At 44.8% G+C, this 24,126-nt stretch carries 28 protein-coding genes; 19 read left to right on the forward strand and 9 right to left on the reverse strand.

Annotated elements, in window-relative coordinates; genetic code table 11:
* Window positions 1–4 precede the first annotated feature (4 nt).
* The 8 genes from cobT to btuD all read left to right on the forward strand — a co-directional run bounded on the left by cobT (window position 5) and on the right by btuD (window position 7,849).
* On the forward strand, window positions 5–1,036 hold the full coding sequence (gene cobT, locus AC6R16_RS12905) for a nicotinate-nucleotide--dimethylbenzimidazole phosphoribosyltransferase (RefSeq protein WP_500674614.1): 1,032 nt from the start codon (window positions 5–7) through the stop codon (window positions 1,034–1,036).
* A complete protein-coding gene (locus AC6R16_RS12910) occupies window positions 1,036–1,809 on the forward strand; it encodes an adenosylcobinamide-GDP ribazoletransferase (RefSeq protein WP_500674615.1) in 774 nt (257 codons plus the stop codon). The genes cobT and AC6R16_RS12910 overlap by 1 nt, the downstream gene beginning before the upstream one ends.
* Window positions 1,809–2,360 (forward strand): bifunctional adenosylcobinamide kinase/adenosylcobinamide-phosphate guanylyltransferase, encoded by a 552-nt coding sequence (gene cobU, locus AC6R16_RS12915; RefSeq protein WP_500674616.1) that lies wholly within the window; start codon window positions 1,809–1,811, stop codon window positions 2,358–2,360. The genes AC6R16_RS12910 and cobU overlap by 1 nt, the downstream gene beginning before the upstream one ends.
* Window positions 2,360–2,989: a histidine phosphatase family protein gene (locus AC6R16_RS12920; protein WP_500674617.1), complete on the forward strand. Its 630-nt coding sequence runs from the start codon at window positions 2,360–2,362 to the stop codon at window positions 2,987–2,989. Before cobU ends, AC6R16_RS12920 begins: the two co-directional genes overlap by 1 nt.
* Window positions 2,990–3,002: 13 nt before the next feature.
* Window positions 3,003–4,793, forward strand: a complete 1,791-nt coding sequence (locus tag AC6R16_RS12925; protein WP_500674618.1) for a M3 family oligoendopeptidase — start codon at window positions 3,003–3,005, stop codon at window positions 4,791–4,793.
* A 203-nt stretch (window positions 4,794–4,996) separates the two neighbouring features.
* On the forward strand, window positions 4,997–6,025 hold the full coding sequence (locus AC6R16_RS12930; RefSeq protein ID WP_239855935.1) for a succinylglutamate desuccinylase: 1,029 nt from the start codon (window positions 4,997–4,999) through the stop codon (window positions 6,023–6,025).
* A gap of 86 nt (window positions 6,026–6,111) precedes the next feature.
* A complete protein-coding gene (gene btuC / locus AC6R16_RS12935; RefSeq protein WP_500639126.1) occupies window positions 6,112–7,107 on the forward strand; it encodes a vitamin B12 ABC transporter permease BtuC in 996 nt (331 codons plus the stop codon).
* Complete coding sequence (gene btuD / locus AC6R16_RS12940) at window positions 7,094–7,849, forward strand: vitamin B12 ABC transporter ATP-binding protein BtuD (RefSeq protein WP_500674619.1); 756 nt, start codon at window positions 7,094–7,096, stop codon at window positions 7,847–7,849. The genes btuC and btuD overlap by 14 nt, the downstream gene beginning before the upstream one ends.
* 314 nt (window positions 7,850–8,163) lie before the next feature.
* Here the strand turns inward: btuD and AC6R16_RS12945 are convergent, their stop codons facing one another.
* A complete protein-coding gene (locus AC6R16_RS12945) occupies window positions 8,164–8,739 on the reverse strand; it encodes a nucleoside triphosphate pyrophosphohydrolase family protein (RefSeq protein ID WP_500674620.1) in 576 nt (191 codons plus the stop codon).
* Between the two features lie 184 nt (window positions 8,740–8,923).
* On the opposite strand from AC6R16_RS12945, the gene AC6R16_RS12950 reads away from it, so the two are divergent.
* Entirely contained in the window at window positions 8,924–10,009 is a 1,086-nt protein-coding gene (locus tag AC6R16_RS12950; RefSeq protein ID WP_500674621.1) for a sensor domain-containing diguanylate cyclase, read from the forward strand.
* 43 nt (window positions 10,010–10,052) lie between these two features.
* Here AC6R16_RS12950 and AC6R16_RS12955 read toward each other — a convergent pair whose 3' ends face one another.
* Window positions 10,053–10,625 (reverse strand): DUF1415 domain-containing protein, encoded by a 573-nt coding sequence (locus AC6R16_RS12955; RefSeq protein ID WP_500674622.1) that lies wholly within the window; start codon window positions 10,623–10,625, stop codon window positions 10,053–10,055.
* Window positions 10,622–11,857: an MFS transporter gene (locus AC6R16_RS12960; protein ID WP_425666772.1), complete on the reverse strand. Its 1,236-nt coding sequence runs from the start codon at window positions 11,855–11,857 to the stop codon at window positions 10,622–10,624. Before AC6R16_RS12960 ends, AC6R16_RS12955 begins: the two co-directional genes overlap by 4 nt.
* A gap of 378 nt (window positions 11,858–12,235) precedes the next feature.
* Here AC6R16_RS12960 and AC6R16_RS12965 point away from each other — a divergent pair, with 378 nt between their 5' ends.
* The 3 genes from AC6R16_RS12965 (at window position 12,236) to AC6R16_RS12975 (ending at window position 15,037) form a co-directional block, all read left to right on the forward strand.
* Window positions 12,236–13,105 carry a LysR family transcriptional regulator gene (locus AC6R16_RS12965; protein ID WP_500674623.1) on the forward strand — a complete coding sequence of 290 codons (870 nt, stop codon included), beginning with the start codon at window positions 12,236–12,238 and terminating at the stop codon, window positions 13,103–13,105.
* Between the two features lie 117 nt (window positions 13,106–13,222).
* Window positions 13,223–14,680, forward strand: coding sequence for a molybdate ABC transporter ATP-binding protein ModF (gene modF / locus AC6R16_RS12970; protein ID WP_500674624.1), 1,458 nt, complete (start codon window positions 13,223–13,225; stop codon window positions 14,678–14,680).
* A 111-nt stretch (window positions 14,681–14,791) separates the two neighbouring features.
* The gene (locus tag AC6R16_RS12975) at window positions 14,792–15,037 is read left to right on the forward strand and encodes a Rho-binding antiterminator (protein WP_171324053.1); all 246 of its coding nucleotides are present in this window, start codon (window positions 14,792–14,794) and stop codon (window positions 15,035–15,037) included.
* On the opposite strand, the gene AC6R16_RS12980 is transcribed toward AC6R16_RS12975, so the two are convergent.
* Complete coding sequence (locus AC6R16_RS12980) at window positions 15,034–15,267, reverse strand: glutaredoxin family protein (protein ID WP_004748350.1); 234 nt, start codon at window positions 15,265–15,267, stop codon at window positions 15,034–15,036. The two genes, AC6R16_RS12975 and AC6R16_RS12980, sit on opposite strands and share 4 nt — an antisense overlap.
* A gap of 115 nt (window positions 15,268–15,382) precedes the next feature.
* On the opposite strand from AC6R16_RS12980, the gene AC6R16_RS12985 reads away from it, so the two are divergent.
* Genes AC6R16_RS12985 through AC6R16_RS12995 form a run of 3 tightly spaced genes read left to right on the forward strand, consistent with a single transcriptional unit; the run spans window position 15,383 to window position 17,149 of the window.
* The gene (locus AC6R16_RS12985; protein WP_500674625.1) at window positions 15,383–15,886 is read left to right on the forward strand and encodes a M48 metallopeptidase family protein; all 504 of its coding nucleotides are present in this window, start codon (window positions 15,383–15,385) and stop codon (window positions 15,884–15,886) included.
* A gap of 4 nt (window positions 15,887–15,890) precedes the next feature.
* Window positions 15,891–16,943 (forward strand): 23S rRNA (adenine(1618)-N(6))-methyltransferase RlmF, encoded by a 1,053-nt coding sequence (gene rlmF / locus AC6R16_RS12990; RefSeq protein WP_500674626.1) that lies wholly within the window; start codon window positions 15,891–15,893, stop codon window positions 16,941–16,943.
* Window positions 16,944–16,963: 20 nt separating this feature from the next.
* Window positions 16,964–17,149 carry a hypothetical protein gene (locus tag AC6R16_RS12995; protein WP_500639117.1) on the forward strand — a complete coding sequence of 62 codons (186 nt, stop codon included), beginning with the start codon at window positions 16,964–16,966 and terminating at the stop codon, window positions 17,147–17,149.
* On the opposite strand, the gene pilW is transcribed toward AC6R16_RS12995, so the two are convergent.
* Complete coding sequence (gene pilW / locus AC6R16_RS13000) at window positions 17,146–17,844, reverse strand: type IV pilus biogenesis/stability protein PilW (RefSeq protein ID WP_500674627.1); 699 nt, start codon at window positions 17,842–17,844, stop codon at window positions 17,146–17,148. The two genes, AC6R16_RS12995 and pilW, sit on opposite strands and share 4 nt — an antisense overlap.
* A 122-nt stretch (window positions 17,845–17,966) precedes the next feature.
* Between pilW and AC6R16_RS13005 the strand changes: the two genes are divergently transcribed.
* A complete protein-coding gene (locus AC6R16_RS13005; protein WP_500674628.1) occupies window positions 17,967–18,800 on the forward strand; it encodes an alpha/beta fold hydrolase in 834 nt (277 codons plus the stop codon).
* Here the strand turns inward: AC6R16_RS13005 and metA are convergent.
* Window positions 18,797–19,738, reverse strand: coding sequence for a homoserine O-acetyltransferase MetA (metA, locus tag AC6R16_RS13010; RefSeq protein WP_004748359.1), 942 nt, complete (start codon window positions 19,736–19,738; stop codon window positions 18,797–18,799). The genes AC6R16_RS13005 and metA overlap by 4 nt on opposite strands.
* Window positions 19,739–19,868: 130 nt before the next feature.
* Here metA and AC6R16_RS13015 point away from each other — a divergent pair, with 130 nt between their 5' ends.
* Both AC6R16_RS13015 and AC6R16_RS13020 read left to right on the forward strand, forming a co-directional pair.
* Complete coding sequence (locus AC6R16_RS13015) at window positions 19,869–20,264, forward strand: ATP-binding protein (protein WP_500674629.1); 396 nt, start codon at window positions 19,869–19,871, stop codon at window positions 20,262–20,264.
* Window positions 20,240–20,677 carry a DUF3859 domain-containing protein gene (locus AC6R16_RS13020; protein ID WP_425666781.1) on the forward strand — a complete coding sequence of 146 codons (438 nt, stop codon included), beginning with the start codon at window positions 20,240–20,242 and terminating at the stop codon, window positions 20,675–20,677. Before AC6R16_RS13015 ends, AC6R16_RS13020 begins: the two co-directional genes overlap by 25 nt.
* 86 nt (window positions 20,678–20,763) lie before the next feature.
* Here AC6R16_RS13020 and AC6R16_RS13025 read toward each other — a convergent pair whose 3' ends face one another.
* Entirely contained in the window at window positions 20,764–21,147 is a 384-nt protein-coding gene (locus AC6R16_RS13025) for a hypothetical protein (protein WP_239855553.1), read from the reverse strand.
* A 266-nt stretch (window positions 21,148–21,413) separates the two neighbouring features.
* On the opposite strand from AC6R16_RS13025, the gene AC6R16_RS13030 reads away from it, so the two are divergent.
* A complete protein-coding gene (locus AC6R16_RS13030) occupies window positions 21,414–22,709 on the forward strand; it encodes a methyl-accepting chemotaxis protein (RefSeq protein ID WP_500674630.1) in 1,296 nt (431 codons plus the stop codon).
* Between the two features lie 97 nt (window positions 22,710–22,806).
* Here the strand turns inward: AC6R16_RS13030 and AC6R16_RS13035 are convergent, their stop codons facing one another.
* Together AC6R16_RS13035 and AC6R16_RS13040 are read right to left on the reverse strand one after the other, a co-directional pair.
* Window positions 22,807–23,316 carry a MerR family transcriptional regulator gene (locus tag AC6R16_RS13035; RefSeq protein WP_500674631.1) on the reverse strand — a complete coding sequence of 170 codons (510 nt, stop codon included), beginning with the start codon at window positions 23,314–23,316 and terminating at the stop codon, window positions 22,807–22,809.
* Between the two features lie 153 nt (window positions 23,317–23,469).
* The gene (locus tag AC6R16_RS13040; protein WP_069666218.1) at window positions 23,470–24,099 is read right to left on the reverse strand and encodes a MarC family protein; all 630 of its coding nucleotides are present in this window, start codon (window positions 24,097–24,099) and stop codon (window positions 23,470–23,472) included.
* Window positions 24,100–24,126 lie beyond the last annotated feature (27 nt).

The following is a 24,126-nucleotide window of genomic DNA, read 5'->3' on the forward strand; positions in this document are numbered from 1 at the left end:
TACTATGCTAAACCAAACTCATTCAGATGCTATCTGGCATCGTATTAACCAAAAAACCAAACCACTCGGTGCATTGGGTCAATTAGAAGACCTTGCCCATCAAATCGCATTGATTCAGAGTCAGGGTAGAAGTGAAGTCGTCACCGCTATTGAAGTAACTAAGCCGACCGCGATTGTCTTTGCCGGAGACCATGGCATTGCCGACGAAGGCGTCAGTATTGCACTGAGTGCAGTTACCCAACAGATGGTACTTAACTTTCTAGCTGGTGGCGCAGCAATTAACTGTTTCTGCCGAACCAACCAAGTAGAGCTGACAGTGGTGGATACTGGAATCCTGTTACCCGTGGAGCATGAATCCAGTGCGTTTATTGTTCAGCGACTCGGTGAGCGTACCAATAACTTTTCTCGTCAAGCCGCGATGAGCCTTGAAACGGCGCAGCATGGCATTGATTTGGGTAAACAGTTAATAACCAATATCATCGATTCTGGTTCAAACCTAGTGATGTTTGGTGAAATGGGTATTGGCAATACCAGTAGTGCCGCCGCCCTTCTAAGTGCTCTGAGTGGTAAAAATGCCGAGGAGTGTGTCGGTCGTGGGACCGGTATCACTGACGAACAGTTAGCGAAGAAAATCGAATTGGTTGAAAAAGGTGTCTCGCGCTGTAAAGGTTTGGGCGTTATCGAAGTGCTGGCTGAAGTCGGTGGTTTTGAAATTGTTCAGATGGTAGGCGGTTTCCTCGCCGCAGCAGAACGCCAAATACCAGTCATTGTCGATGGTTTCATTGTTTCAGCCGCTGCTTATGCTGCATCACTGATTAATCCAAACTGCCGCGATTTCATGATATTCGCTCATCAATCGCATGAAGCGGGGCATCAACACTTATTGTCTGAACTCGACGCCAAACCTTTATTGGATCTTTCGCTTCGATTAGGTGAAGGGACAGGGGCAGTGCTAGCGATGCCGTTAGTTTATGCTGCGACTGAGTTTTATAACCATATGGCAAGCTTTGAAGAAGCAGGAGTCGTGGTCGACTGATGCCTTCACTCAAAAATCAATATCAGTTATTCGTGCTTGCATTGGGGTTCTTTTCTCGAATCCCAATGCCGAAAAACATCCCTTACAGCGAAGAGCGAATGAACCAAGCAGGGCGATACTTCGCTTTGGTCGGTTTATTATTGGGAAGCCTGTGCGCTGCGGTGCTGTGGATTGCTCAACTGCTTTTCCCTGCGAGCGTCTCTATCTTCATAATGATGGTGTTTAGCCTGTTGCTAACAGGGGCTTTCCATGAAGATGGATTAACCGATATGGCAGACGGCATCGGTGGAGGTATGACGATTGAGCGCCGTCTTACCATTATGAAAGATAGCCGTATCGGCACCTACGGGGCTAGCGCCTTGGTCATGGTACTGCTTGGTAAGTTTGTTTTACTGTCTGAGCTGATCCAGTTTGAGTCGATCTTATTGTTTGTGGTGGTTGCCTATACGTTAAGCCGAGCTGTCGCTGCGTCGCTTATCTACGATATGCCCTATGTGAGTGACACAGACACCAGTAAGAGCAAACCTTTAGCGCAAAAACAGTCACGAGTAGAGTTATGGGTGCTGCTGACGACAGGTCTACTGCCATGTTTGATGCTTGGTTTAAGCACAACGGTCTGGCTAGTGGCTGTGGTATTAACATTCAGGGTGCTGTTTAAGCGTTGGTTAACAGTACGCATCGGCGGGTTTACTGGTGATTGCTTAGGTGCGGCTCAGCAAATTGGCGAGTTGCTTATTTATCTCACCTTGATTGCGATACAGGTAAACAGCTAATGACGATTCATTTGGTTTTAGGCGGTGCCCGTTCGGGCAAATCGAGTTTTGCAGAAGCTCAGACTGACATGATGAGCGCGCATAAAACGAAACACTATGTGGCGACTGCGATTGCATTTGATGATGAGATGAAAAATCGCATTGCACATCATCAAGCTTCGCGCGGAGAGAGTTGGGTCGAGCATGAGTGTCCCGTTGATTTAGTTAAGCTCATCCCGCAGTTTAATTCTTCAGATGTGATACTGATAGATTGTTTGACCTTATGGCTGAATAACGTCATCTATAACGAGGGTGAAACGCTTACTGAGCTTGAGATTAAGCAGCGGGTAGAGGCGCTGGTTCTCGCTCTTCAACAGTCGAAAGCGGATATACTGCTTGTCTCGAACGAAGTTGGGCTAGGGGTGATTCCTCTGGGAGAAATCTCGCGTTTATTTGTCGATCATGCAGGTTGGATGAACCAAGCGATTGCCAAGATTGCAGATAAGGTGACATTTGTTGCCGCAGGTTTACCGATGACTTTGAAAGAGACCAATGACTTTGATAAAAGCTGATGAGTGCCAACGTGACTAAAACGATCAATATCTATCTACTTCGTCATGGAAAAACAGTCGGTGAGCCCGCACTTTATGGCCATACTGATATTGAGGTTGCACCTGAAAGGCAAGCAGAAATTTGCCGCTGTTTACTCGAAGAGAAGTTCGATTTTTCGACTGTGCAAACTTCTCCACTCAAACGTTGCAGTGACCTAGCAAAGCTTATCCATGCTAAAAAGCCTGAATTGAAGCTTGTTGTTAAATCTGATTGGAAAGAGACCTACTTTGGCGAATTAGATGGTGTTCCTTTTGAACAGGCGAAGTCGTCATGGGATTTATTGGATGCGTTTTGGAAAGCCCCAAAACAAAACCCACTGCCAGAGGCTGAACCGCTTGGCGATTTTTACCTCAGAATTTCAGCATCTTGGGACGCATTTGCCAAAACTGTCGATAAAGACACATTAATCGTATGTCACGGCGGTACGATTAGAATGATTCTTGCAAAGATACTCCAGTTAGATTGGAGCAATGCCGCTCTCTACTCGACTTTAAACATTGCTCATCAATCTTTAACTCACATACAAATTACCAAAGCAGACCAAGACTACTTTCGCGTCTGCACGATAGGGAAACCGTTAATCGGATAGCTAAGGAAATAACATGACCTCACCTAGCTGGAATTTATCCATCGCTTATCAAAACCTTAATGACCCAAAAATTGAACAAGATATCGAATTGATCAAACAGTGTATTCAAGCTCTTGGCTCGCACGTAGACAATCGTGAGTCGGTATCTGTGACACAAAATGCCATTCAAACCAGTGAAGCAGCAGGCAAGCTACTGTCAACAATCAATACTTTTGCTCAGTGTCATGCCTCTATTGATGCGACAGACGCTCTGGCAAAAGGGTTAGTGGGCAGAGTGGCAAAACTAAGCTCTGAGCTATCTCAAGCGTTTGCCCCTTACGAAGATACGCTGACCAACGCACCAGATAACTTTATTGATGATGTTCTAAGTCATGAAAGCCCAGATGTTGCTGGTCAGGCATTTCAGATTGATTGTACTCGTAAGCTCGCGGCTACCAAGCTTAGTGTGGCTGAAGAGCAATTGCTTACGGCCATGGAAGTCGACGGACGTGATGCGTGGGGCAGATTGTACGACAACATCACCGGGTCGCTGCAGGTCACGCTCGCAGATGGACAAGAAAGCAAAGTCGGTTTCTCGCAAGCCGCTAGCATCTTGTACGGAACTGACTTTGAACAACAAGAGCCAGCTTGGCGTGGTATCCAATCTGCGATGAAAGACAACCAAGAGTCATTTGCGGCCATTTTAAATGCTCTTGCAGGTTGGCGACTCACTGAATACCAAAAACGTTCGACGAAGCAAGATGTTCATTTCTTAGATCCAAGTTTGCATGGTAGCCGAATTCAAGCAGCGACGCTGGACGCCATGATGTCGACTGCAAAAGGCAATCGCGGTATTGGGCAAAAAGCAGGGCGGTTGATGGCGCGAGTTCACGGGCTACAACAGATGCGTCCTTGGAACCACCTTGCTGGGATGCCAAGCTTAACCGAGGCCGAACCTACGATTTACAGTTTTGACCAAGCGATTGAGATCATTCGTGCTGCCTTCGCGCAAGTGGATGCCGAGATGGCAGAATTTGTCGATTTGATGGTTGAAAACGGTTGGATTGATGCTGAGCCAACAGAAAACCGCCGTTTAGGTGCGTATTGCACGAAATTCGCTGCCACACGCACACCCCTAGTGTTTATGACTTGGGGCGGCAGTCGCTCAGATCTTCTAACACTAGCACATGAACTGGGTCATGCATTCCACAACTGGGTTATGCGTGATATGCCTCTTTGCCAGACTCGCTACCCAATGACGTTAGCAGAGACGGCGTCTATTTTTGCTGAGAACGTTGTTCGCGACTACTTGTTAGAGCAAGTGGCAAATCGCGAAGAAAAGTTAGAAATGCTGTGGGAAGAGCTTTCAAGTTGCTATGCACTAATGGTGAATATTCCAGTCCGCTTCGAGTTCGAAAAACGTTTCTATGAGCAGCGCAATGAAGGTGAACTGACCGCACCGCAGTTGTGTGAACTTATGAGCGACACGTGGAGCGAATGGTATGGTGACTCTATGTCAGAGCCAGATCCATACTTCTGGGCAAGCAAGCTGCATTTTTCTATCTCTGAAGTGAGCTTCTACAACTATCCATACTTGTTTGGCTACCTATTTAGTATCGGTGTTTACGCCCAGCGCGAAAGCAAAGGTGAGCGCTTCTACAGTGACTACGTTAACCTGTTGCGCGACACGGGCTCTATGATGGCTGAAGAGGTAGTAGATAAACATCTTGGCATGGATTTATCGCAAGCGGAGTTCTGGCAACAGAGCATTGATCGAGTAAAAACGAAGATTGATGAGTTTGAATTGTTGCTAGATCAAAAATAAACAGCTTAAAATCATGATAATATCAATTAGCCGGGCGGAAGCTCGGCTAATTTGTACAGCGAGAGCCTTCTTTTCCTCCCCTTAGTGAGGAAATTGATAAATTACGATGAGGCACAGGATTTGTGTCAATAAGTGGGATCGCTCCTACATAATTTGTCTGAACAATTCATTAACATACCCGCTGTGCAATAAAGGAGTAGCGCATGACGAAAACCCTCTTTCGCCAATCTTTTCTTTTTGACAGCTTAGACTTAGAACAAGAGATGCCAGCAAGTGAGATGACAGTTGCTGGTGGAGTTGTCTTTAAATTACATCAACGTGGTGTGCTGGAGGTGATTCCAGCGAATCTTTCTGAAGAGAGTAAGCACATCATTATTTCGTGTGGTATTCATGGCGATGAAACTGCACCGATGGAAATTGTCGATAAAATCATTACAGACATTCAAACTGGTTTTCAGCCTGTTACTGAACGGCTGCTGTTTATTAACGCTCACCCAGAAGCGACCAATGCTCACACTCGATTTATCGAGATGAATCTAAATCGTCTGTTTGATGATAAAGAGTATGAGCCTTCAAAAGAGCTTGAGATCGCGAAGGATCTTAAGCGAGTCGTCACCGAGTTTTATCAAGATACGCCGCAAGATAAACGTTGGCACTTGGACTTGCACTGTGCGATTCGCTTATCGAAGCATTACTCATTTGTCGTTAGCCCTAAAGTTCGCCACCCAGTTCGTAGCGAAGCCTTGATGGAGTTTGTCTCTAGCGCGCACTTAGAAGCAGTGATGTTCTCTAACGCGCCTTCAAGCACCTTTAGTTGGTTCAGTGCTGAGAACTTTGGTGCTCAAGCTCTGACTGTGGAGCTCGGTCGAGTGGCTAAAATTGGCGAAAATGAGTTAGATAAACTCGTCGCGTTTGACTTAGCGTTACGCGACCTCGTCTCAAGCAGCGAATCTGAGCATTTACCACGTAAACCGATCATGTATCGTGTCAGCCGCACTATCGTGCGAATTCATGATGATTTTGACTTCCTCTTTGACGATAACGTTGAAAACTTTACCGCATTTAAGCATGGCGAAGTGTTTGGTCATGATGGAGATAAACCATTAATGGCGAAAAATGAAGGTGAGGCGATTGTCTTTCCAAACCGACATGTTGCAATTGGTCAACGTGCGGCATTGATGGTCTGTCCCGTGAAAACTCGCTATGAAGAAGGGCAGATAGTCTACGATTAAAATCAATAGAGGCTTTCTATTTTAATGGCTTAACGGTATCGTTAAGCCATTATTTTTTAGGGTTTACCCGGCTATTTAGCGACAACATGGAATTTACTCAGCTCTTGGAACGTAGGCGTCAAAGGTGGATGCGCTTTGGCCTACTGTTTATCGTTTCCTTATTACTCATCAGCAGTTTGTATTTGGTTGTTGGCGAGGTGTTCATTTCTCCCTTTCAAGAGCTCTCTTCTCTTCAGGAGCAATTAATTCTTCAGCTTCGTCTACCGAGGTTGTTTGCCGCAATTGCTGTTGGCGCCGCATTGGCCGTTTCTGGGGCAGTACTTCAAGTATTATTGGGCAATGTGCTTGCCGAACCAGGAGTGTTAGGTATCTCCGGTGGCGCCAGTGTGCTTATGGTGCTGGTGCTATTCTTTATCCCCGCTTTGGCAACTCCAGTTGGCTTTATGCTTGCTGCCGTAGTGGGGGCTTTAGCGTTTACCCTGCTTCTAGTCTTTGTAGCAAAGAGAATGCGTTTAACCACGACACGACTTCTTCTGGTGGGGGTAGCATTAGGTATCCTTTCTGGCGCAGTGGTCACATGGGCTTTTTATTTCAGTGATGACCTCAGCCTACGTCAGCTCATGTATTGGCTAATGGGCAGTATCGGCGCTGCCAGTTGGTATCACCACGTGCTAACGCTGATTTTGATCCCGGTACTTATCTGGCTATGTTGTAAAGGAACATTGCTAGATAAGCTGATGATGGGAGAGCAGCATGCTAAGCAACTTGGTGTTGATGTCGATGAAGCACGTTGGAAGCTGATTTTTGCCGTATCAGTCTTAGTCGGCGGTGCGGTTGCACTGGGCGGAGTCATCGGCTTTGTTGGTCTGGTTGTCCCTCATCTACTTAGGCTCGCATTCGGTAGCGAAAACCGCTATCTATTGCCAATTTCGGCCCTTGCAGGGGCAACCTTAGTGGTGTTTGCCGACCTTATTGCTCGTACGGCGCTCAACTCTGCCGAGTTACCATTAGGTGTCGTGACTACATCAATAGGTGCCCCTATCTTTATTTGGATGCTGGTGAGTAATCATGATTCACGTTAATAGCCTTTCTGTTGGTTCGCGATTGCTACCACTTTCCTTTGAGGTGATGCCGGGAGAGATCCTACATGTGATTGGCCCTAACGGTAGTGGTAAAAGCACTTTGCTTTCCGCCGTCGCGGGGTTATTAGACTTTGAAGGCGAGGCGAAGATCTTCGACCAGAAGGTGAAAGGTGCCTCTATTGAAGCTTTATCAAGTACTCGGGCATTTCTGGCGCAAAGTGACCGACCTGCATTCAACCTTGATGTGGTGCATTACCTATCTTTGTCTTTACCAGCGCTAGTATCTTCTGATTCTTCTGAGCTAACAGCTGTGATTGAAGAGCTTGCGACTTTATTAGAGATTGATGACAAGCTAAATAGATCGATACATCATTTGTCTGGTGGTGAATGGCAAAGAGTCAGGCTGTGCGCGATCTGTTTGCAGATCTGGCCAACATTAAACCCCCACGCAAGATTACTGGTTCTCGACGAGCCCGCAGCCCCCCTCGATATTGGTCAAGAAACGCTTCTGTATAAACTGATACAGCGTGTCGCAGAAATGGGCATTACTGTGCTTATGTCTAACCACGATCTCAATCGTACACTTAAGTATGCGGATAAAGCACTGTTGCTAGAGAAAGGGGTGCTGCAAAATGTTGGCGCGGTAGATGAGGTGTTATCTGTCTCTGAGTTGTCGCGAGTATTTAGAACTGAGGTCAAGCGTGTAGTTGTCGAAGGTTCTCCCGTCCTTTTGTTTGATTAAGCTTTTAAGATCAACTGCTTTTAGTTACCACTAAAGGGTTATCTTTGGTGCGCCTTGCACTTAAATCGATCGTGTCTACACACAGTGCGTGACGGTGGATTTTTAATTGTGTTTAAAATCAAATAGTTAAGGTTTTTGCAAAATTGGCACACTATTGGCAACACTAAGAACGATACATTCTCGTTCTTGTTAGGCGGATTCAAGCGGAAGTAAGTGACTGTAGGTGGGAACTTATCTGAAGTTTGATGAAGCCATGTTTTGACTATGGCAGCTTACGCCACCTAAGGGGTTACCCAAAGGTGGCGTCTTTTTATCTATTTGGTCAGTGGTGCTAAATCCGCAGGACGGTAGTAAACCGATTTCAGCACTTTGCCTTGGCGAATTGTCTTGCCTTCTGAAACAAAGTCTTCAGCACATTTTGCGATGATGTAATCACCTTTTTGTACCGCCATCAGCTTAATGCCTTGCTCTGCATAATGCGCTTCGGTTTCCGCGTATTCTTTTTCGTTGCGGCATACTTTACTCATATTGCTTGAATGCACTTCATCCCAACATGGTAAGAACTTAATTCCTCGGTTTACAGCAACATTAAGCAGTAAGTCGATGAGGTAGTTGATCGCGAGGTTATCTTCAATCTTATCGTGGCCTAGGTGCACCAAACGTCCCATCAAAACATAAACGCTGTCGATAATCGCGTCCGCTTGTTCTGTCTTATTATCCGCTTCTGCAAGTTCTGTTAGCTCTTCGATAGCTAGAGAAGTGTGCAGCGTGTCTGCTTTATCGTCTAAACTTTCAGGAGAAGCTACAGGTAAATCGAAAGTACTACGAAACTCAGAAATGTCACGGTAAAGGTGATCAAAAATATCGTTGGTCAGTTTTGAAAGGTGCATATCCATTAATCCGGATGTCTGTAAGATTGAGCAATACTACCAAAGCCGTTTAGGTCTCGCCATGTAGCGATAGAAATTAATGGGCTGAACGGCAAATATTTAGGCGGCAAAATGAGAAAACAGTTGCATTAAAGATTTCGCTAACTCTATCTTAAATAATAAGATTCTTAATTGGTGGAAAGTTATGGTCGCAGAGAGTGAAAGTGAGAAAGTGATACGCAGTTTGTATCAAATCACTAATGACTATCAGAAAGGGTTTGATATTCAGGTAAGCCAACTGATTATGATGGGGTTAGAGCGCTTCGATCTTGATATCGGCATTTTGTCTCACATCGAAGGCAACAAATATACCGTGCTTCACTGTGTAACTCCCGAAGGCGTAGAGCTAGCGGTGGGCGACACGTTTGAATACGACCATACCTATTGTCAAATTACCTGCAGTTCATACGGCCCCGTCATGATTGAAAATATGGGCGAAAACGATAAGTATGCGACACACCCTGCCTATCAAGCATTTGGTTTAGAATCCTATATTGGCGTTCCAATTTTCATTGATGATGAGATTTTTGGAACGCTGAATTTTTCTTCCGCCGTGCCATATCCGCGAAAGTTTAAAGAGATCGATGTAGATGCGCTTAAGCTGATGGCGTCTTGGATCGAAGTAGAGCTGATTCGTAGGAAACAGGAAGAGCGTTTGCAGCAGCTGAATGCGCGTTTAGAGTATCAAGCTTATCACGATGCCCTAACGGGGGTTGCCAACCGTCGCAGTATGTTCAAAACCGTCCACCTAGACATCGAACGAATGAAACGTGCGGGTGGTAAGGGAACACTAGCGGTAATCGATATCGACCACTTTAAGCGTGTTAACGATACTCACGGGCATCAAGTTGGCGATAATGTTCTGAAAAAAGTGGCGACAGCCATTAAAGCCCAGTTAGTAGAAAGTGATTTCATTGCTCGCTTTGGTGGCGAAGAGTTTGTAGTTTGGCTTCCAGAGCGAGAAGTTGAAGTTAGGCGTGAGTTGGTTGAGAAGATGCGAATCTGTGTCAACAGTATAGAAGTGGATGACAAGCCGATTACTGTGTCGATTGGTTCGTGTGAGTTCGATTTTGCCAATTTACGAGGTGAGCAATGTGATAAAGCCACGTTGGATGAGATTATCCATGTTGCAGATGATAACCTTTATGCCGCAAAAGAAGCGGGGCGTAATACCTCGGTCCATTCGAGTTGGTGTGATTCCAGTGCCGCTCACAGTGAGCTACTCAAATAGGACACAAAAAGCGCCCGAGTGGCGCTTTTTAGTATGAGGCTGTTTAGCGAAACAAATAAGGAAACAACTGCCTACGCTCTTGTTCTGTGAGTGACTCCACTCGGGCAATGTTGGTATCCGGTATCGCCTCTGGGTTAGGGTAGTGCTTGAGGACTTTTTCCATACTCTCTTCACGTATAAGGTGAAACACCGGGTACGGTGAGCGATTGGTGAGGTTCTCATCATCTTGTGGTTCAGCACCGCCAAAACAGTAATCAGGGTGGAAAGTCGCCAACTGAAAAATACCTTCCCACTCTTGCTGTCGGATGAGTGCTTCAACCCAGTCAATAAACAAGTTGTAGTCGTAAAAGTCGCTCAACATATTAGGAACGGCAACAAGCGTCGTTTCTAGTTCTTCTGGTTCGGTTGCGTCTAGCTCCATCAGCTGGGCTAGGATATCTTCAAGTAACGCTTCTTCTTTGGTCGCTTCACTAACAAAGATTTTGATCTGCTTATTACGTTGTGGTTTTGCGGCAAAAGGGCATAGGTTAAGACCAATTACGACATCATCGAGCCATTGATTAACGGCGATTTTCACTTCTTCGACATCGGTTTGGATTGAGCTATTGGTGGTCATTTTGCTTCCAATTTAGAATTTGGCGCAAGAATAGCAGAATCTTCAAGCTGTGGCTTGTGCTCTTCCCATTTTGATAGCTTGCGGCACAGAGCAAAAATAGTGGCGTAGAGTAAGGATCCCCCAGCAATAACATAGCTCCATCCGCCGTGTTGCCAACAGTAGATCAAGAAGAAACCGCCAATACTGCCCCCAACATAGTAATGAACAAGATACAGCGCGGTCGCGGTAGCTTTTGCGTGTGTGGCTTTCTGGCTGACCCAGGCGTATGCCAAGGTGTGGGTGAAAAATGCGCCGAAGCTAATGAGCAGTAATCCCATCATCATAAAGGCTAAAGAATCCACATAGGCGACAAGCATACCTAATAGACTGATGACGGTTCCCGTTACCATGCCAGAGACGCTCTGGTGTCGTTTACTCCATACTGAAGTCAGTTTAGAACTTAAGGTACCAGAGAGGTAACAAAGGAAGATCAGTGATGCTAAACCGATCGGTAAGTTATGCGGCGCTGCGACGAGACGGAATCCCATCACGGAATAGAGGTTAACAAACAGTGCGAAGTTTACTCCGCCTATCAACATCGCAATCCAAATTGTTTTGTTCTGTAGATGCTTAACCACAGCGCGATTGTGATAGCGAAGCATCCCGCGCTGTGGAGTGAAATTGTTTTGTTTAGGCAAGCTAAATGCGACCACAAGTGCGCCAATCAGAGTGAATGCTGCCATGCTGATGACCGCTTGTTGCCAGCCGAACGCATCGGTTAGGGTACCACCGACAATACGCCCCGTGATGCCACCTAAAGAGTTAGCCGCAATATAGCCGCCGATGGCTTGACTAAACGCTTTGACTGACAACTCTTCCACCATGTAGGCCACAGCAACAGACGCAAAAGCGGCTAGTGCAATGCCCATCAAAGCTCGAAGTAAAACAAGCATCACAATCGATTCGCTGATGAGCATTGCTAAACCAATAAAGGGCATAGCGATCAGGCCAAGCAGCATGACGTTTCGACGCCCAATGGATTCCGAAGCCACCGCCCAAGGAACCAAAGAGACGGATAAGGCAAGTGTACTTGCTGCGAACACCCAATTAACTTGCGTTTCTGTCACTTCAAAGTGCTGAGCCATGTAGGGCAGCATGGGTTGAAACAAGTAAAGATTACAGAAAACGAGAAAAGAGCCTAAAGCGAGGCTAAAGGTAACTTGCCGATATTGTTTGGTTTTTAGCTCAATCATAAGTGGCTTTGGCAGTAGAGTTTAGGGTCTGTTGACCTTTTGCGGTTAAATTTTGTTCGAGATAAAAGCGTTTTAATCGAGGCGAGAGGTTTGTCGCCTAGTCATTCTAAGCAAAACACCTCTCAACAAAGAGTAAAACGCTTTTAGCCGAACCCTTCGGGCAGCGTTTGTGGCTCCTTTCTGCTGTGTTATCGGCTTATCAGGTAGAGCAACTACAATTCAAAGCCTCTGCCTTGCATAAAGAATCCACAAACTGCTGCAAAAATCAGCTCAAAAGGTCAACAGACCCTATTTATGTGAGCAAAATATCAGTCCGTTGATGATATATAAAATATATTAAAAATATTAACCTGATATATTTTTTATATGGTGATTTGATTGGACTCGAAACATCTCAAACATTTTGTTGCGGTTGCTGACCACGAAAATTTTACTCACGCAGCAAAAGCATTGCACATCGCTCAACCAGCACTGAGTATTTCAATTAAGAAGCTAGAACAGAGCTTGGGTGTTGAGCTGTTTCGACGAGAAGATAGAAAAGTCTCATTGACGGATGAAGGCGCTGTTTTGTATGACCATGCAAAGCGGGTTCTTCAGCAGCTCGATGATGCGCAGTTAGCCATTAATGAGTTAAAGGGCCTTGAAAAAGGAGAGGTTAGGCTCGGTGCTCCTAGTATGATGGGCTCGTACTTCTTCCCGGAAGTCTTGATGGCGTTTAAGAGCCGTTATCCAAATCTCAAGCTCACTCTTGTTGATGCAGGTACACGTTCAATTCGACAAATGCTGCTTGATGGTGAACTGGATATTGGCGTCATCAACGATGAAAATGTACCTGAGGATCTGGAAACCGATCACTTGTTACAGTCAGAAATGGTGGCGGTGGTGTCCAAAGAGCATGAGTTTGCTCAGCGGAAATCAATCAGCTTTGAAGAGTTTTTTGACCATGAATTGGTGATGTTCAAGCCTGGTTACTTCCATCGAGATTTTATTGAAAACCAAGCGACCCAATGCCGTAAAGAGATGAAATTTTCGTTTGAAACTAACTTGTTGCCTATGATTCTGAGTATCGTCAAACATGAGTTTGCCATCACGGCATTACTGGAGCTAGTGACACAACATGAGAAAGATGTCGTCGCTGTCCCTTTTCATGACAGGGTTCGGCTTGATTTGGCGTTAGCGTGGCGAAAAGATGGTTACCTATCAATAGCCGATAAAACCTTCATCGAGTTTGTGAAGCAATACGCCTAGCATTACTAAGTCTCTGCAAATATCACATTTTGTTGTTTCTCTATCGCGCTTGGGCAAGAGTTGGAGTAGTTTGGGTCTACTCAATAAACTTAGACTGAAGGGTAGGGAAACCATTCTATGCAAATAAGCATCAATAACCTCGACATTGAATCTGGCACGAACCAATTGGCAATTGCTCAATGGAAAATTGCTGAAGGGCAATCTTGGGGGGTATTTAGTACCGAAGGGGATATTGGTTCGGCGTTAGGGTGCTTATTCTGTGGAGAATATGAAGTCTCTCCAGAGTCGTTGGAAATGGGCTCTGGCAAGATTGCTCAAGTTTCTTTAGTAGAGCAGCAGAGATTGCTTGAAGAAGAAATTGCCAAAGATGACACCGATTTTCTAGACAAAGTCGATAAAGGCACAAGCGTATATTCACTGATTTTTGAGCAATGCCTATCTGACTCACTTACTGAGCAACTGATTGTCGATTTGGATCTGTCACACCTGGCGCAGAGTGGATTTCGAGTTCTTTCTACTGGGGAAACTCGTCGCGTCATGCTCGCCCGAGCACTCGCTACTGAACCGGAACTGATTGTTCTTGATAACCCCTTCACTGGGTTAGATATTGCCCATCGCGCTTCACTCGCCAATTATTTAACCCAACTCGTCAAATCAACTCAAATGGTAGTGACCTTCAATCGCGAGGAAGATATACCAGACTGGATTGAACAAATCGCACTGTTTAACCACGGTAAGCTCGAAAGTGTTATGGGTAGAAGTGAGTGGGAAGCTCACCCTGTCATTAGTCAGATTAAAGCTCAATCTCAACAGCAAAGTGAGCAGATGCTGGATTTGATTCACAGGTATCAACACGAGCACCACTTCGACAATCCAGTGTTCGAAATTCGTAATGGTAAGGTCGCTTATACCGAGAAGACCATCTTTACAGACTTAAACTGGCGAATAGATAACGGCCAACATTGGCAGATCAAAGGTCCGAACGGGTGCGGTAAAAGTACTCTGTTAGGTCTAATATTCGGTGATCACCCACAGTGTTATTCCAACGACATTCAAATCTTCGGTAATCAGCGAGGATCAGGCGAGTCGATTTGGGAAATTAAAAAGAACATCGGTATGGTTTCTTCGGCACTGCATCTTCAATATCGAGTGAGTTGCAAAGCCATTGAAGTTATTTTGTCAGGTTTTTACGATTCGATCGGTCTATATCAGCAGCCAAGTAAAAAAGAGATTCAAGTGGCGCGAGAATGGTTGGAGATACTTCACATGAGTGAGTATGCCAACACCTCGTTTAGACAACTGGAATACGGTCAGCAGAGACTGCTTTTGATTGCCAGAGCGATTGTGAAACAACCGGCTTTGCTCATTTTGGATGAGCCATATCAAGGGCTAGATTATCTGGGCAGAAGGTTAGTTAAAAACACCTTAGAATTGATAGCGCAAGAAAACCTTAGCCAACTGCTCTACGTGTCGCATTATCAGAAAGATAAGCTTGAGAGCATTAGGAATGAAGTTGAGTTTGTTTATGATCAGGAGGCGGGCTGCTATAAGCCCCATGTTCGCTCCAATCTTTAATCAATAGTTTTGTCAGGTTTATGTAAATCTGTTGAACCATAAGGTTCATCATGTATCTAATGTTACTAGAGCGTTAAGTGCATTTGTAAGATTGATGATTTGAGGGAGATTATGATTAGCTGTAACGACTACGATTATATCGAAATTGTGTGCATGTACCGTTATCCGGTAAGGCTGCACCTCAAATCTGGTGTTTACGTTGAAGGTGAAGCATTAGATACGGCTCGTAACGAAGAGAAGCAAGAGTGTATCAAGGTGTGCATGAGTGGAATCGAGCACCTAGTTGTGCTCGATGATCTATCCGAGTTAGAAGTGCTCACCGATAATCCGCACTTCGTTAGTAAGCTGTTTTATTAACCCTTTGACTTGTACATTTTCTCAAAGTTACTTGCGTTCCAGCCAATCATATAACGGTCGCCAATCTTAAGTACAGGTAGTGAACGAGCACCAATTGCGTCTAACTCTTTACGGCCACGCTGCATCTTGGCGTTGGTTAATCGGTACTGATAGCCCTTTGAATCAAGGTAGCGCTGAGCATCTTTGCAGTGTGGGCATTTGTCTTTTACGTACAGTACAAGTCGTTTCATGGTTTGTTCCTACTCGTTTATTAGGCGCAGAGTTTAATGAAAAGGTCGTGAATGGCAAGTACGAATAGAGTAGACTTGAGCCCCTTTATTTACGCTCAACGCCATGACAGTCACTATGAATCCCGCACTTCGTTATATTCAAGGATACCCAGAACATATCGTTACTCCCGTTACTCAAATGGTAGATTCGGGGCGCTTGGCGGCGTGGTTTGAAAAACGTTATCCAGACAACCACACCATAAAGAGTGAGAAAGCGCTGTTTGAATATACAATGGCGCTGAAGAACCGCTACATGAAGAAGACGGCGCATTTGAGCAAAGTCATCTACGACAACAAAATTCACCTTATCAACAATGCTCTCGGGCTACATACCTATGTGGCTAAGGTTCATGGCGGCAAAATTAAATCAAAGAATGAGATTCGTATTGCCAGTGTGTTTAAGAATGCACCTGAGCCACTGCTTCGCATGTTAGTGGTTCACGAACTTGCCCACCTAAAAGAGAAAGATCACAACAAAGCCTTCTATCAGCTCTGCTGCCATATGGAGCCTGACTATCATCAACTTGAGTTAGATGCTCGCTTGTTTATGATCTATCTAGAAACTGCCAAACAAAAATAAAACTATGACGCGCCCAAAGAAACAATTTCAATCTAAGAAAGCCGATAAAAAAGACACGCCAAATACCAGCGAGATGAAAGTCGTCACGATTAAAGGGCAGAAAGGTCTGCATAAGCGCAATTTGCACCACGGGCGATATGACTTCGCAAAGCTCACTGCGGCACTACCAGAGCTTAAAAAGCACGTAGTGAAGAATCCTAAAGGTGAGGCGAGCATTAATTTTTCCGATCCGTTGGCCGTTAAATTGCTCAATAGGGCTTTGCTTGCTCACCACTACGGAGTCACCGAGTGGGACATTCCACAAGGTTATTTGTGCCCACCTATTCCTGGGCGCGCAGACTACATTCATCGTCTTGCTGAGATATTAACCAAAGAAAGTAAAAGCCTTAAACATAACCAAGTACGTGCATTAGACATCGGGCTTGGGGCCAACTGCATTTACCCTATCGTTGGTGCGACTCAGTATGGCTGGCACTATGTAGGTTCAGATGTTGATTCTGTTTCAGTTGATAATTCTAACCAGATTGCCCAGTCGAATAAGGTACTGAGTGAGCGCGTTGAAGCTCGATTGCAAAAAGATAGCCGTCATTTCTTCAAAGGCATCATCAAACCAAACGAGTTTTATGATGTAACCACCTGTAATCCGCCTTTTCATAAGTCGCTTGAAGAAGCAAAGCAGGGAACAGAGAGAAAGATCAAAAACTTATCGGCCAGTAAAAGTAAACGTGGTCAACCTACCGGACAAATGAAAGCTAAATCGTCACCTATACTTAACTTTGGTGGTCAAAAAGCAGAACTCTGGTGCCCAGGTGGTGAGGCGGCATTTGTAAAAAACATGGCATTTGAAAGCCGTGATTTTGCGCAGCAGGTACTGTGGTTCTCTACGCTTATCTCCAAAAAAGAGAATGTGCGATGGATGCGAAAAAACCTCGAAAAAGCGGGTGCTAAAGAGGTGAAAGTGGTTGAAATGAGTCAAGGACAAAAAGTAAGTCGCTTTATCGCTTGGACATTCAAAACGGAAGTTGAACGCCAAAAGTGGCTGAAACTTAAGAGTTAACCTTACTTAACGGAGGGCATATGGAGTTTGAAATTTATATGCCCTGTGAACCGATTTGGATCTGTGAAAGTTTTCTAGTCCTGTTTGCGCTTTTGTCTGTGTTGGGAATCGCTGCTTTTATTTACATTCTCTATAAAGAATATCTTAAGATTCAACGTGCATCACGAGTGAGAAGTCGTCGAAAAAAACACCACTCAAAGCGTTAGCTAAAGCTATCTAGTTTACGCTTGTACTCCTCTGCCACATTTGGGTTTCCCGCTCTTTGCTCTAGTTCGATCAACAATTTTAGCGACGGTTTATGCAGCCCAAACTTATGGTGGAATCGAACCAATCTCAACCTTGCATCTTCCAATGAACCTGCTCTAATTTCCAATTCAGCCAGTGTTAGAGCTGAGCGAACTCTATCGGGTTCAAAGTCTAAGGCGCGCTTGAAGTAACTGATGGCTTGCTCGGTTTGTTGTGCTTTCATTGCGCATAGGGCGGCGTTTTCGTAACTGATTGAGGTTAAATAGTAATTCTGTTGCTGGATCGCATGATTAAAGTACTTGTCCGCAAGAGTGAACTCGCCTTGTTTACATAAAAATGTACCATAGTTGTTAAGTACATCTCCGTTGCTTGGGTGACGCTTTAAGGCTTTTTTGTAGAAGGACTCGGCGGATTGTGTTTCTCCAACTTGTTCGTAATAGTGAGCGATAGAGAGCTGTGCTCGATAATAGTTAGGTGAGTGCTTCAGCGCTTGTTCTAAATTTTCTCGCGCTTTACGCATGTCGCCTCTTTGCATGTAGCCGATACCGAGTTCAATGCGGGCTTCTGAACGTTGCTGGGCATCAGAATTTTGAATCTGGGTAGAGTTCATACAGCCAGTTAGCAATAGGGTTGAAATTAGAATGATTAATCTCATAGGAATACATAAGTTCTAAGACGAGATTGAATGTATATCTCAACTCATCCGGTCTGATTAGCGAGACGAGGAAAGTATGCGACATGTTTTGCAGATAACCGTGTAATCAACTGAGGTGAAGAGTGAGAAACAAAGCGGCAGTTCTAACAACTATTATAAGTTTTTTCATTGGCTTAGCAGTCAAACCTTCGTCTGCAACTGAGTTAAATGCAGAGGTTGAGCAAACAAAAGATGGCCTTGCTTTTGTCAGAATAGCTAACCCAACTGCGAGTCATAGGGTGGTGTTTATTCATGGCTCTCCAGGTAGCCATACCTCGTATGCAGACTACCTCGCCAACGAATCACTGCAGGAGCAAGCAGAGCTGATTTCTGTAGATCGCTTAGGCTATGGAGCATCAAAACCGGAATTAGTCTCTAGCCTTGATCAACAGGCTCAAGCCATTGGTGAACTGCTAGCCAGTGATAAATCTAATATATTGGTTGGACATTCGCTCGGAGCGCCTATCGCTTTGGCACTTGCACTTCAGCAGCCGGATAGGGTCGATGGGATGGTTTTGGTCGCGCCCGCTTTTGACCCTAAGCTCGAAGAACCTAAGTGGTACAACATAATTGCTGATACGTGGCTTATCAATTGGGTACTGTCTAATGATTGGCAGACGTCTAATGGAGAGATGATGCCACTGGCTGAAGAGTTGAGTGAATTGAATGGTAAAGATTGGCGCGTATTGGATACGCTTCCGGTGACGATCATTCATGGCAAAGAGGATACCATCGCAGATCCTGACAACTCGGTATTTGCGATTCAAAGACTAACCGGCACATCAAAGCAGTTGATTGAAGTAGAAAAAGAGGGCCATTTTATTCTTTGGCAAAATGTCCCTCTAATCTCTGAGCAGATCCAACAACTGTTATTTGAAACTCAGCAAGTGAGTAAGTACAAAGCTCAACGACCCTAATCGTCTTTAGTAAAATTGGCTTCGCTGAAGTGATCCAAGTCGTAAGGTGTTTGTTGGTAAACGCAGTAATTTAGCCAGTTGGAAAACAGCAAGTGTCCGTGGCTTCTCCAGCTTGCGGTTGGTTTATTATCTGGGTTGTTATTCGGGTAGTAATTAACTGGAATAACTGGCTCCATACCTTCACCTAAGTCACGAATGTACTCATTGTGCAGGGTGTGAGAATCGTACTCAGGGTGACCGGTGACAAACACGTTTCGCTTATCTTTGGTGGCTGCCAGATAAACACCTGCGACGTCTGATGTTGCAAGAATATCTAAGTCAGTATGTTCGGCAAGGAACTCTGGAGAGAAATCAGCGTAGCGGGAGTGTGGCGCTAAGAAGGTGTCATCAAAACCACGCAACACAGGGTGATAAGGCTGGTGGATCTTATGGTGATATACCCCAGATAGCTTATCCTTACGAGTACGTTTAGGTAGATCGTAGAGTAACTTCAAACCTGCTTGGGCTGCCCAACAAACATACAGCGTTGAAGTGACATGTTCTTTCGCCCAACTCATGATGGTTTGCAAGTGTTCCCAGTAGATCACATCTTCAAATTGAACCAGGCCTAATGGCGCACCAGTGATGATCAGTCCATCAAAGTTACGTCCTTTGACCATTTCAAACTGGCGATAGAAGTTATCTAAGTGTTCTGTTGGTGTGTTTTTGCTTGGTCTATCATCAATGCGTAGCAGCTCAATATCCACCTGTAGTGGGCTGTTTGATAGCAAACGTAGGAACTGGGTTTCCGTCTCAATTTTCTTAGGCATAAGATTGAGGATCAGCACCTTAAGCGGACGAATTTCCTGTGTTGACGCACGAGACTCAGGCATGATGAAGATATTCTCGGTACGTAATACGTCAGATGCGGGTAATTGATCGGGGATCTTAATTGGCACAGCTTACTCCCTAAGCGTATTTATGGACGTCTATACTTCTAAACTTAACCCAATCAGAATGAGATGTCGATAGCCAATTTGGTCCAATTTATATTAATATTCGTGCGCGAACTCACTAGTTAAATTCACTATGACCTTAAAACTCACCTTGATTCGAGGTCTACCTGGATCAGGTAAAAGCACATTGGCAAAGACAATCGATGCCAAACACTACGAAGCCGATATGTATTTTATCAACGACTGTGGCGAATATGTCTTTCAGCCGGAGCAAATCGCAATGGCTCATCAGTGGTGTCAGCAGATGACTGAGCAAGCCTTGCTCAACGGCGATAGTGTCGTTGTTTCAAACACATTTGTTCAACGCTGGGAAATAGCTCCTTACCTGAAGTTGGCTAAGCGCGTTAAAGCTAAGTTTGAGGTGATCGAATGCCATAACAATTATGGCAATATTCATGGCGTAGCGCCGAAAACGATAAAATCTATGAAAAAACGGTGGCAAGAATGGCAAAGCGTTCCCCAGTTGTAGAGATGACCTCTTACGGTATTTATAAAGAGTGGGATTCAAAATCTAAGCACTTGCCGAAGATTCAAGAGTTCACGACCAAAGTTCCCGCCGATGAAGAAATAGAATTTGGTTTCATCGTCAATATCAAGAAAGCCAAGGGAGAAGTGATAGAGTTTTGTATTGCCCACCCAGGAGTGAAAGGTAAAAAAGGACAGACTTTAGAACCATTTACTGGCGATTTGCATGTCGGAAGTAATGACTGGGACTTTTATCTTGGTGACACCATTCAGTTACTTGATCCAGTTGACGGGTTTGAATCAAACATTGGCAAGTGGCGCATGACTATCACGTTGAATGATAAGGTGATTGCGGAAAAAACGTTTGACGTGTATGCGCGTGATGAAGGTGAGTTTTGGAAAAAGCGCGGTTTTTAGTGGTTTGTCGAAGGTAAACAATGGGTATCTAAGGGCGCACAGTGTAAATAAACCTGTTCGGCGCCCCTGAGTCATAGCTTGTTAACTCAAATACTAGAGAAGTCATACCCAGCAGCAAGCAACAAGCCGCGTTCATGTTTAATGAGTTGAGCGCGGTCTTCAATCAGTTCGTGCAACGCTTGGCGCGGCTTACATGCCAGAGTTCTAAAATCTTCGAAAGACTGCGACGCTTCAATTTCAGCAAACATTTTGCTGATCACGTTTCTAGCTTCACATGGGTTGCTTTCAGTTTTGAAGTATTCAACACCTCGCGCAGCTTCACGCATTTCCGCCAGTAGCTCAATTGGGCTTGATTCCTGCGCCACAGACAAATAGTTATCTAGCACTCGCTTGGCAAACAGTAGCTCTTGTAATGGTATGTCGCGACCACTTTCAATCAGTGTCGGACTAAGAATGTTATTTGAGCTCATCGACTATCCTTGGTTCAAATGTATCAATTGCCTAAGCAGTCTAAATTATCATCGCGCGAAAGGGAACAATCTAATTTGTCCAAACTGGAAGGGAGTGCCGATGATTTTCTCTTAGTAATTCGTATCTTGCGCATCTTGTAGATTACTGAGCCTCGAAAAGTGGTCAAAGCAGCGCCAATAAACAGTGATATTCGATAATTTATATCTGAGTGATGACTATAATTACAGCACTATAAGTAAGTGTATTGCCCAAGGAAGGTTAATTTATGTTGTTTTTTAAAAATAACGAACCAACCCAGACATCTAACCATTCTGATCATGTCTATGCTGCAATCAAAAAACATGTTGCTTGGATAGAGTTTAGTCCTGAGGGGGTCATTCAAGATGCGAGTAGACTGTTTTTAAGTGTTGTTGGGTACTCGTTAGAAGAAGTAAAAGGAAAGCATCATCGGATTTTTTGTTCTGACAGTTATATTAGCTCTGCGGCCTATCAGAGTTTTTGGCGTGACTTAGCCAAGGGCGTGACCAAAGAGGGGACATTTGAGAGAAAGAACAAGCAGGGTGAAACCATTGTTCTCGAGGCGACGTATTTTCCTATCTGCGATTCCGAAGGTAAGGTGTCTAGCGTGGCGAAGATTGCTTCAGACATCACTGAGATGTTCTATAAAAACCAAAAAAATGATGCACTGTTTTCTGCATTGGATAAGTCGCAAGCTATTATTGAGTTTGATCCCAAGGGCACCGTTATTGCAGCCAATCCCAATTTCTTGAGCACGCTCGGATACAGCTCTTCCCAAGTGGTTGGGCAGCACCACCGAATGTTCTGCTTTGACGAGTTTTACAAGGACAACCCTCATTTTTGGCGAGATCTCGAAGATGGACAGATCAAATCAGGTCTTTTTCAGAGACGTAGTTCTCATGGAGCGAGCGTTTGGATTGAAGCCACATACAATCCTATTAGAGATGAAACAGGGAAAGTGGTGAAGGTTGTAAAATTTGCAAGTGATATAACTGCGCGCATCGAACGCAACCAAGCAATAGCGGAGGCTTCTGAAGTGGCTTATTCGACTTCAGTTGAGACAGCGCAAATTGCGCAAGAGGGATCCCAATTACTAGCGGACTCAGTTGAGGTGTCACAGAATGTCTCCAAAAAGGCGCAAGAAACGGTTGAGAAAGTTCAGCAATTAAATGCCAGCTCCCAAAATATTCAAAACATTGTTTCTACTATTCAAGGTATTGCCGACCAGACGAATTTGCTAGCACTGAATGCGGCGATAGAAGCTGCGAGGGCAGGTGAGCATGGGCGTGGTTTTGCTGTCGTTGCTGACGAAGTTCGACAGCTTGCCTCTCGCACTTCAGAATCTACTGATGAGATTGTAAAAGTTGTCGAAGAAAACCAAGGCCTAATCAATGAAGTAACAGGCATGATGAGTGAGGTTTCAACGATTTCTGAACAAGGAAACTCGAAAATAACTGAGGTTTCAACCGTTATGGATGAGATTCATAAAGGGGCTGAAAATGTTTCTAACACTGTTATGGGGCTCTCGGAAAGTCAATCGTAGTCGTTGATCTAATGTGTGTATGGGGCCTGTTTGATAGGCAGGCCTCTCTTATATAGAGCAATGTAGCGGAGCTGAGAATCTCTCACGCTATCTTGCGTTACAGTTGACGAATCTTCACTATTTCTTCTTGCCTAATTCCTAGTGACTCTAGGAATTTTTGATGCTCTTCTGGCTCCATCTCTTCAAACTTTTGATGCCACTTCTGCATGTCATCTTCATTGAAGCCAGCCGCGGACATGATTTCAACCCAACGCTGTTTGTTGACCATGTTTTCATTAAGTAATTCAGGCTCTTGGAGTAATACGACAATCGCTTTTTGTTGGTTGCGTAGTGCTTGAATTTCTCGCTCCAAGTCACTGAAATGATCTTTTAACAGTTGAGTTTGAGATTGACCTTGCTTGTTTAGCAGAGACTTGATGCTCGCAATAGAAAGGCCATATGAGCGATAAGAGATGATAGCGTCGAGTCTTTCAACTTGTTTTTCGCCATACCAGCGGTAACCGTTCTCGGATCGATGAGATGGCAGTAGAAGGTTTTCTCGCTCGTAGTACAAAATAGTGGTGCGGGAAATACCGAATTGTTTAGCAATTTGAGTGACGGTGAGCATAAAAACTCCAAGCCTTGGTCGATTCACTAAAGTTAAACCCTCTACCAATAGACGGGTCAAGTTTAGCAGGAGCGACGGGAAGAAAAGTGATGTCACAAGAGTGATGACGCAAGGCAAAGAGTTGTACCTTGCGTATCAGGAAAAAATGCAGCGCTACTTCTGGAAAAGGATATAAGCGTCATGGACGCCTTGAATCAGCATCTGCATCCCTATTACCGTTAGAATCAGCCCCATTAAACGGGTGACGATATTGATTCCGCTTTCACCAAGTTTATCAACCAGTTTTGGGCCAAACAAAAAGCAGACAAAGGTGATGAGACAAAGCAAGGCAAATGCCGCGATTGTCACCACAATGCTGAAGATATCGCCTGAGGCAGAGTAGTTCATTGCCGTTGCTATGGTGCCTGGGCCCGCTAAGATAGGCAGGGCTAGTGGCGAGATGGCAATATCACCGTCTTGGGAGGCTTCTTCGCTGTCATGACTGTGCATCTTGGATGAGTTGCCTTGCAGCATATGATAGCCGACGAGAAAGACGAGAATACCACCTGCCAAGCGAAGAGCAGGTAGGGTTATGCCAAATACCTCAAAGATCCCTTTACCAAGAAAACTAAACGCAGCAACAATGGCAAATGCTGTTGCCAGAGCTTTGAACGCCGTTTGTTTGCGTTGCTCTGCGGTTTGTTGCCCAGTCATTCCGACAAAGACAGCCGTGTTAGCGATTGGGTTCATCATTGCGAAGAAACCCATAAATACGGTGACAGCAGTCGTGGTTAAATCGTGCATCAGTCAATCACTCATTTAGTCAGTTTA

The sequence above is a fragment of the Vibrio sp. R10-SG3-ISO10 genome (assembly GCF_059834185.1).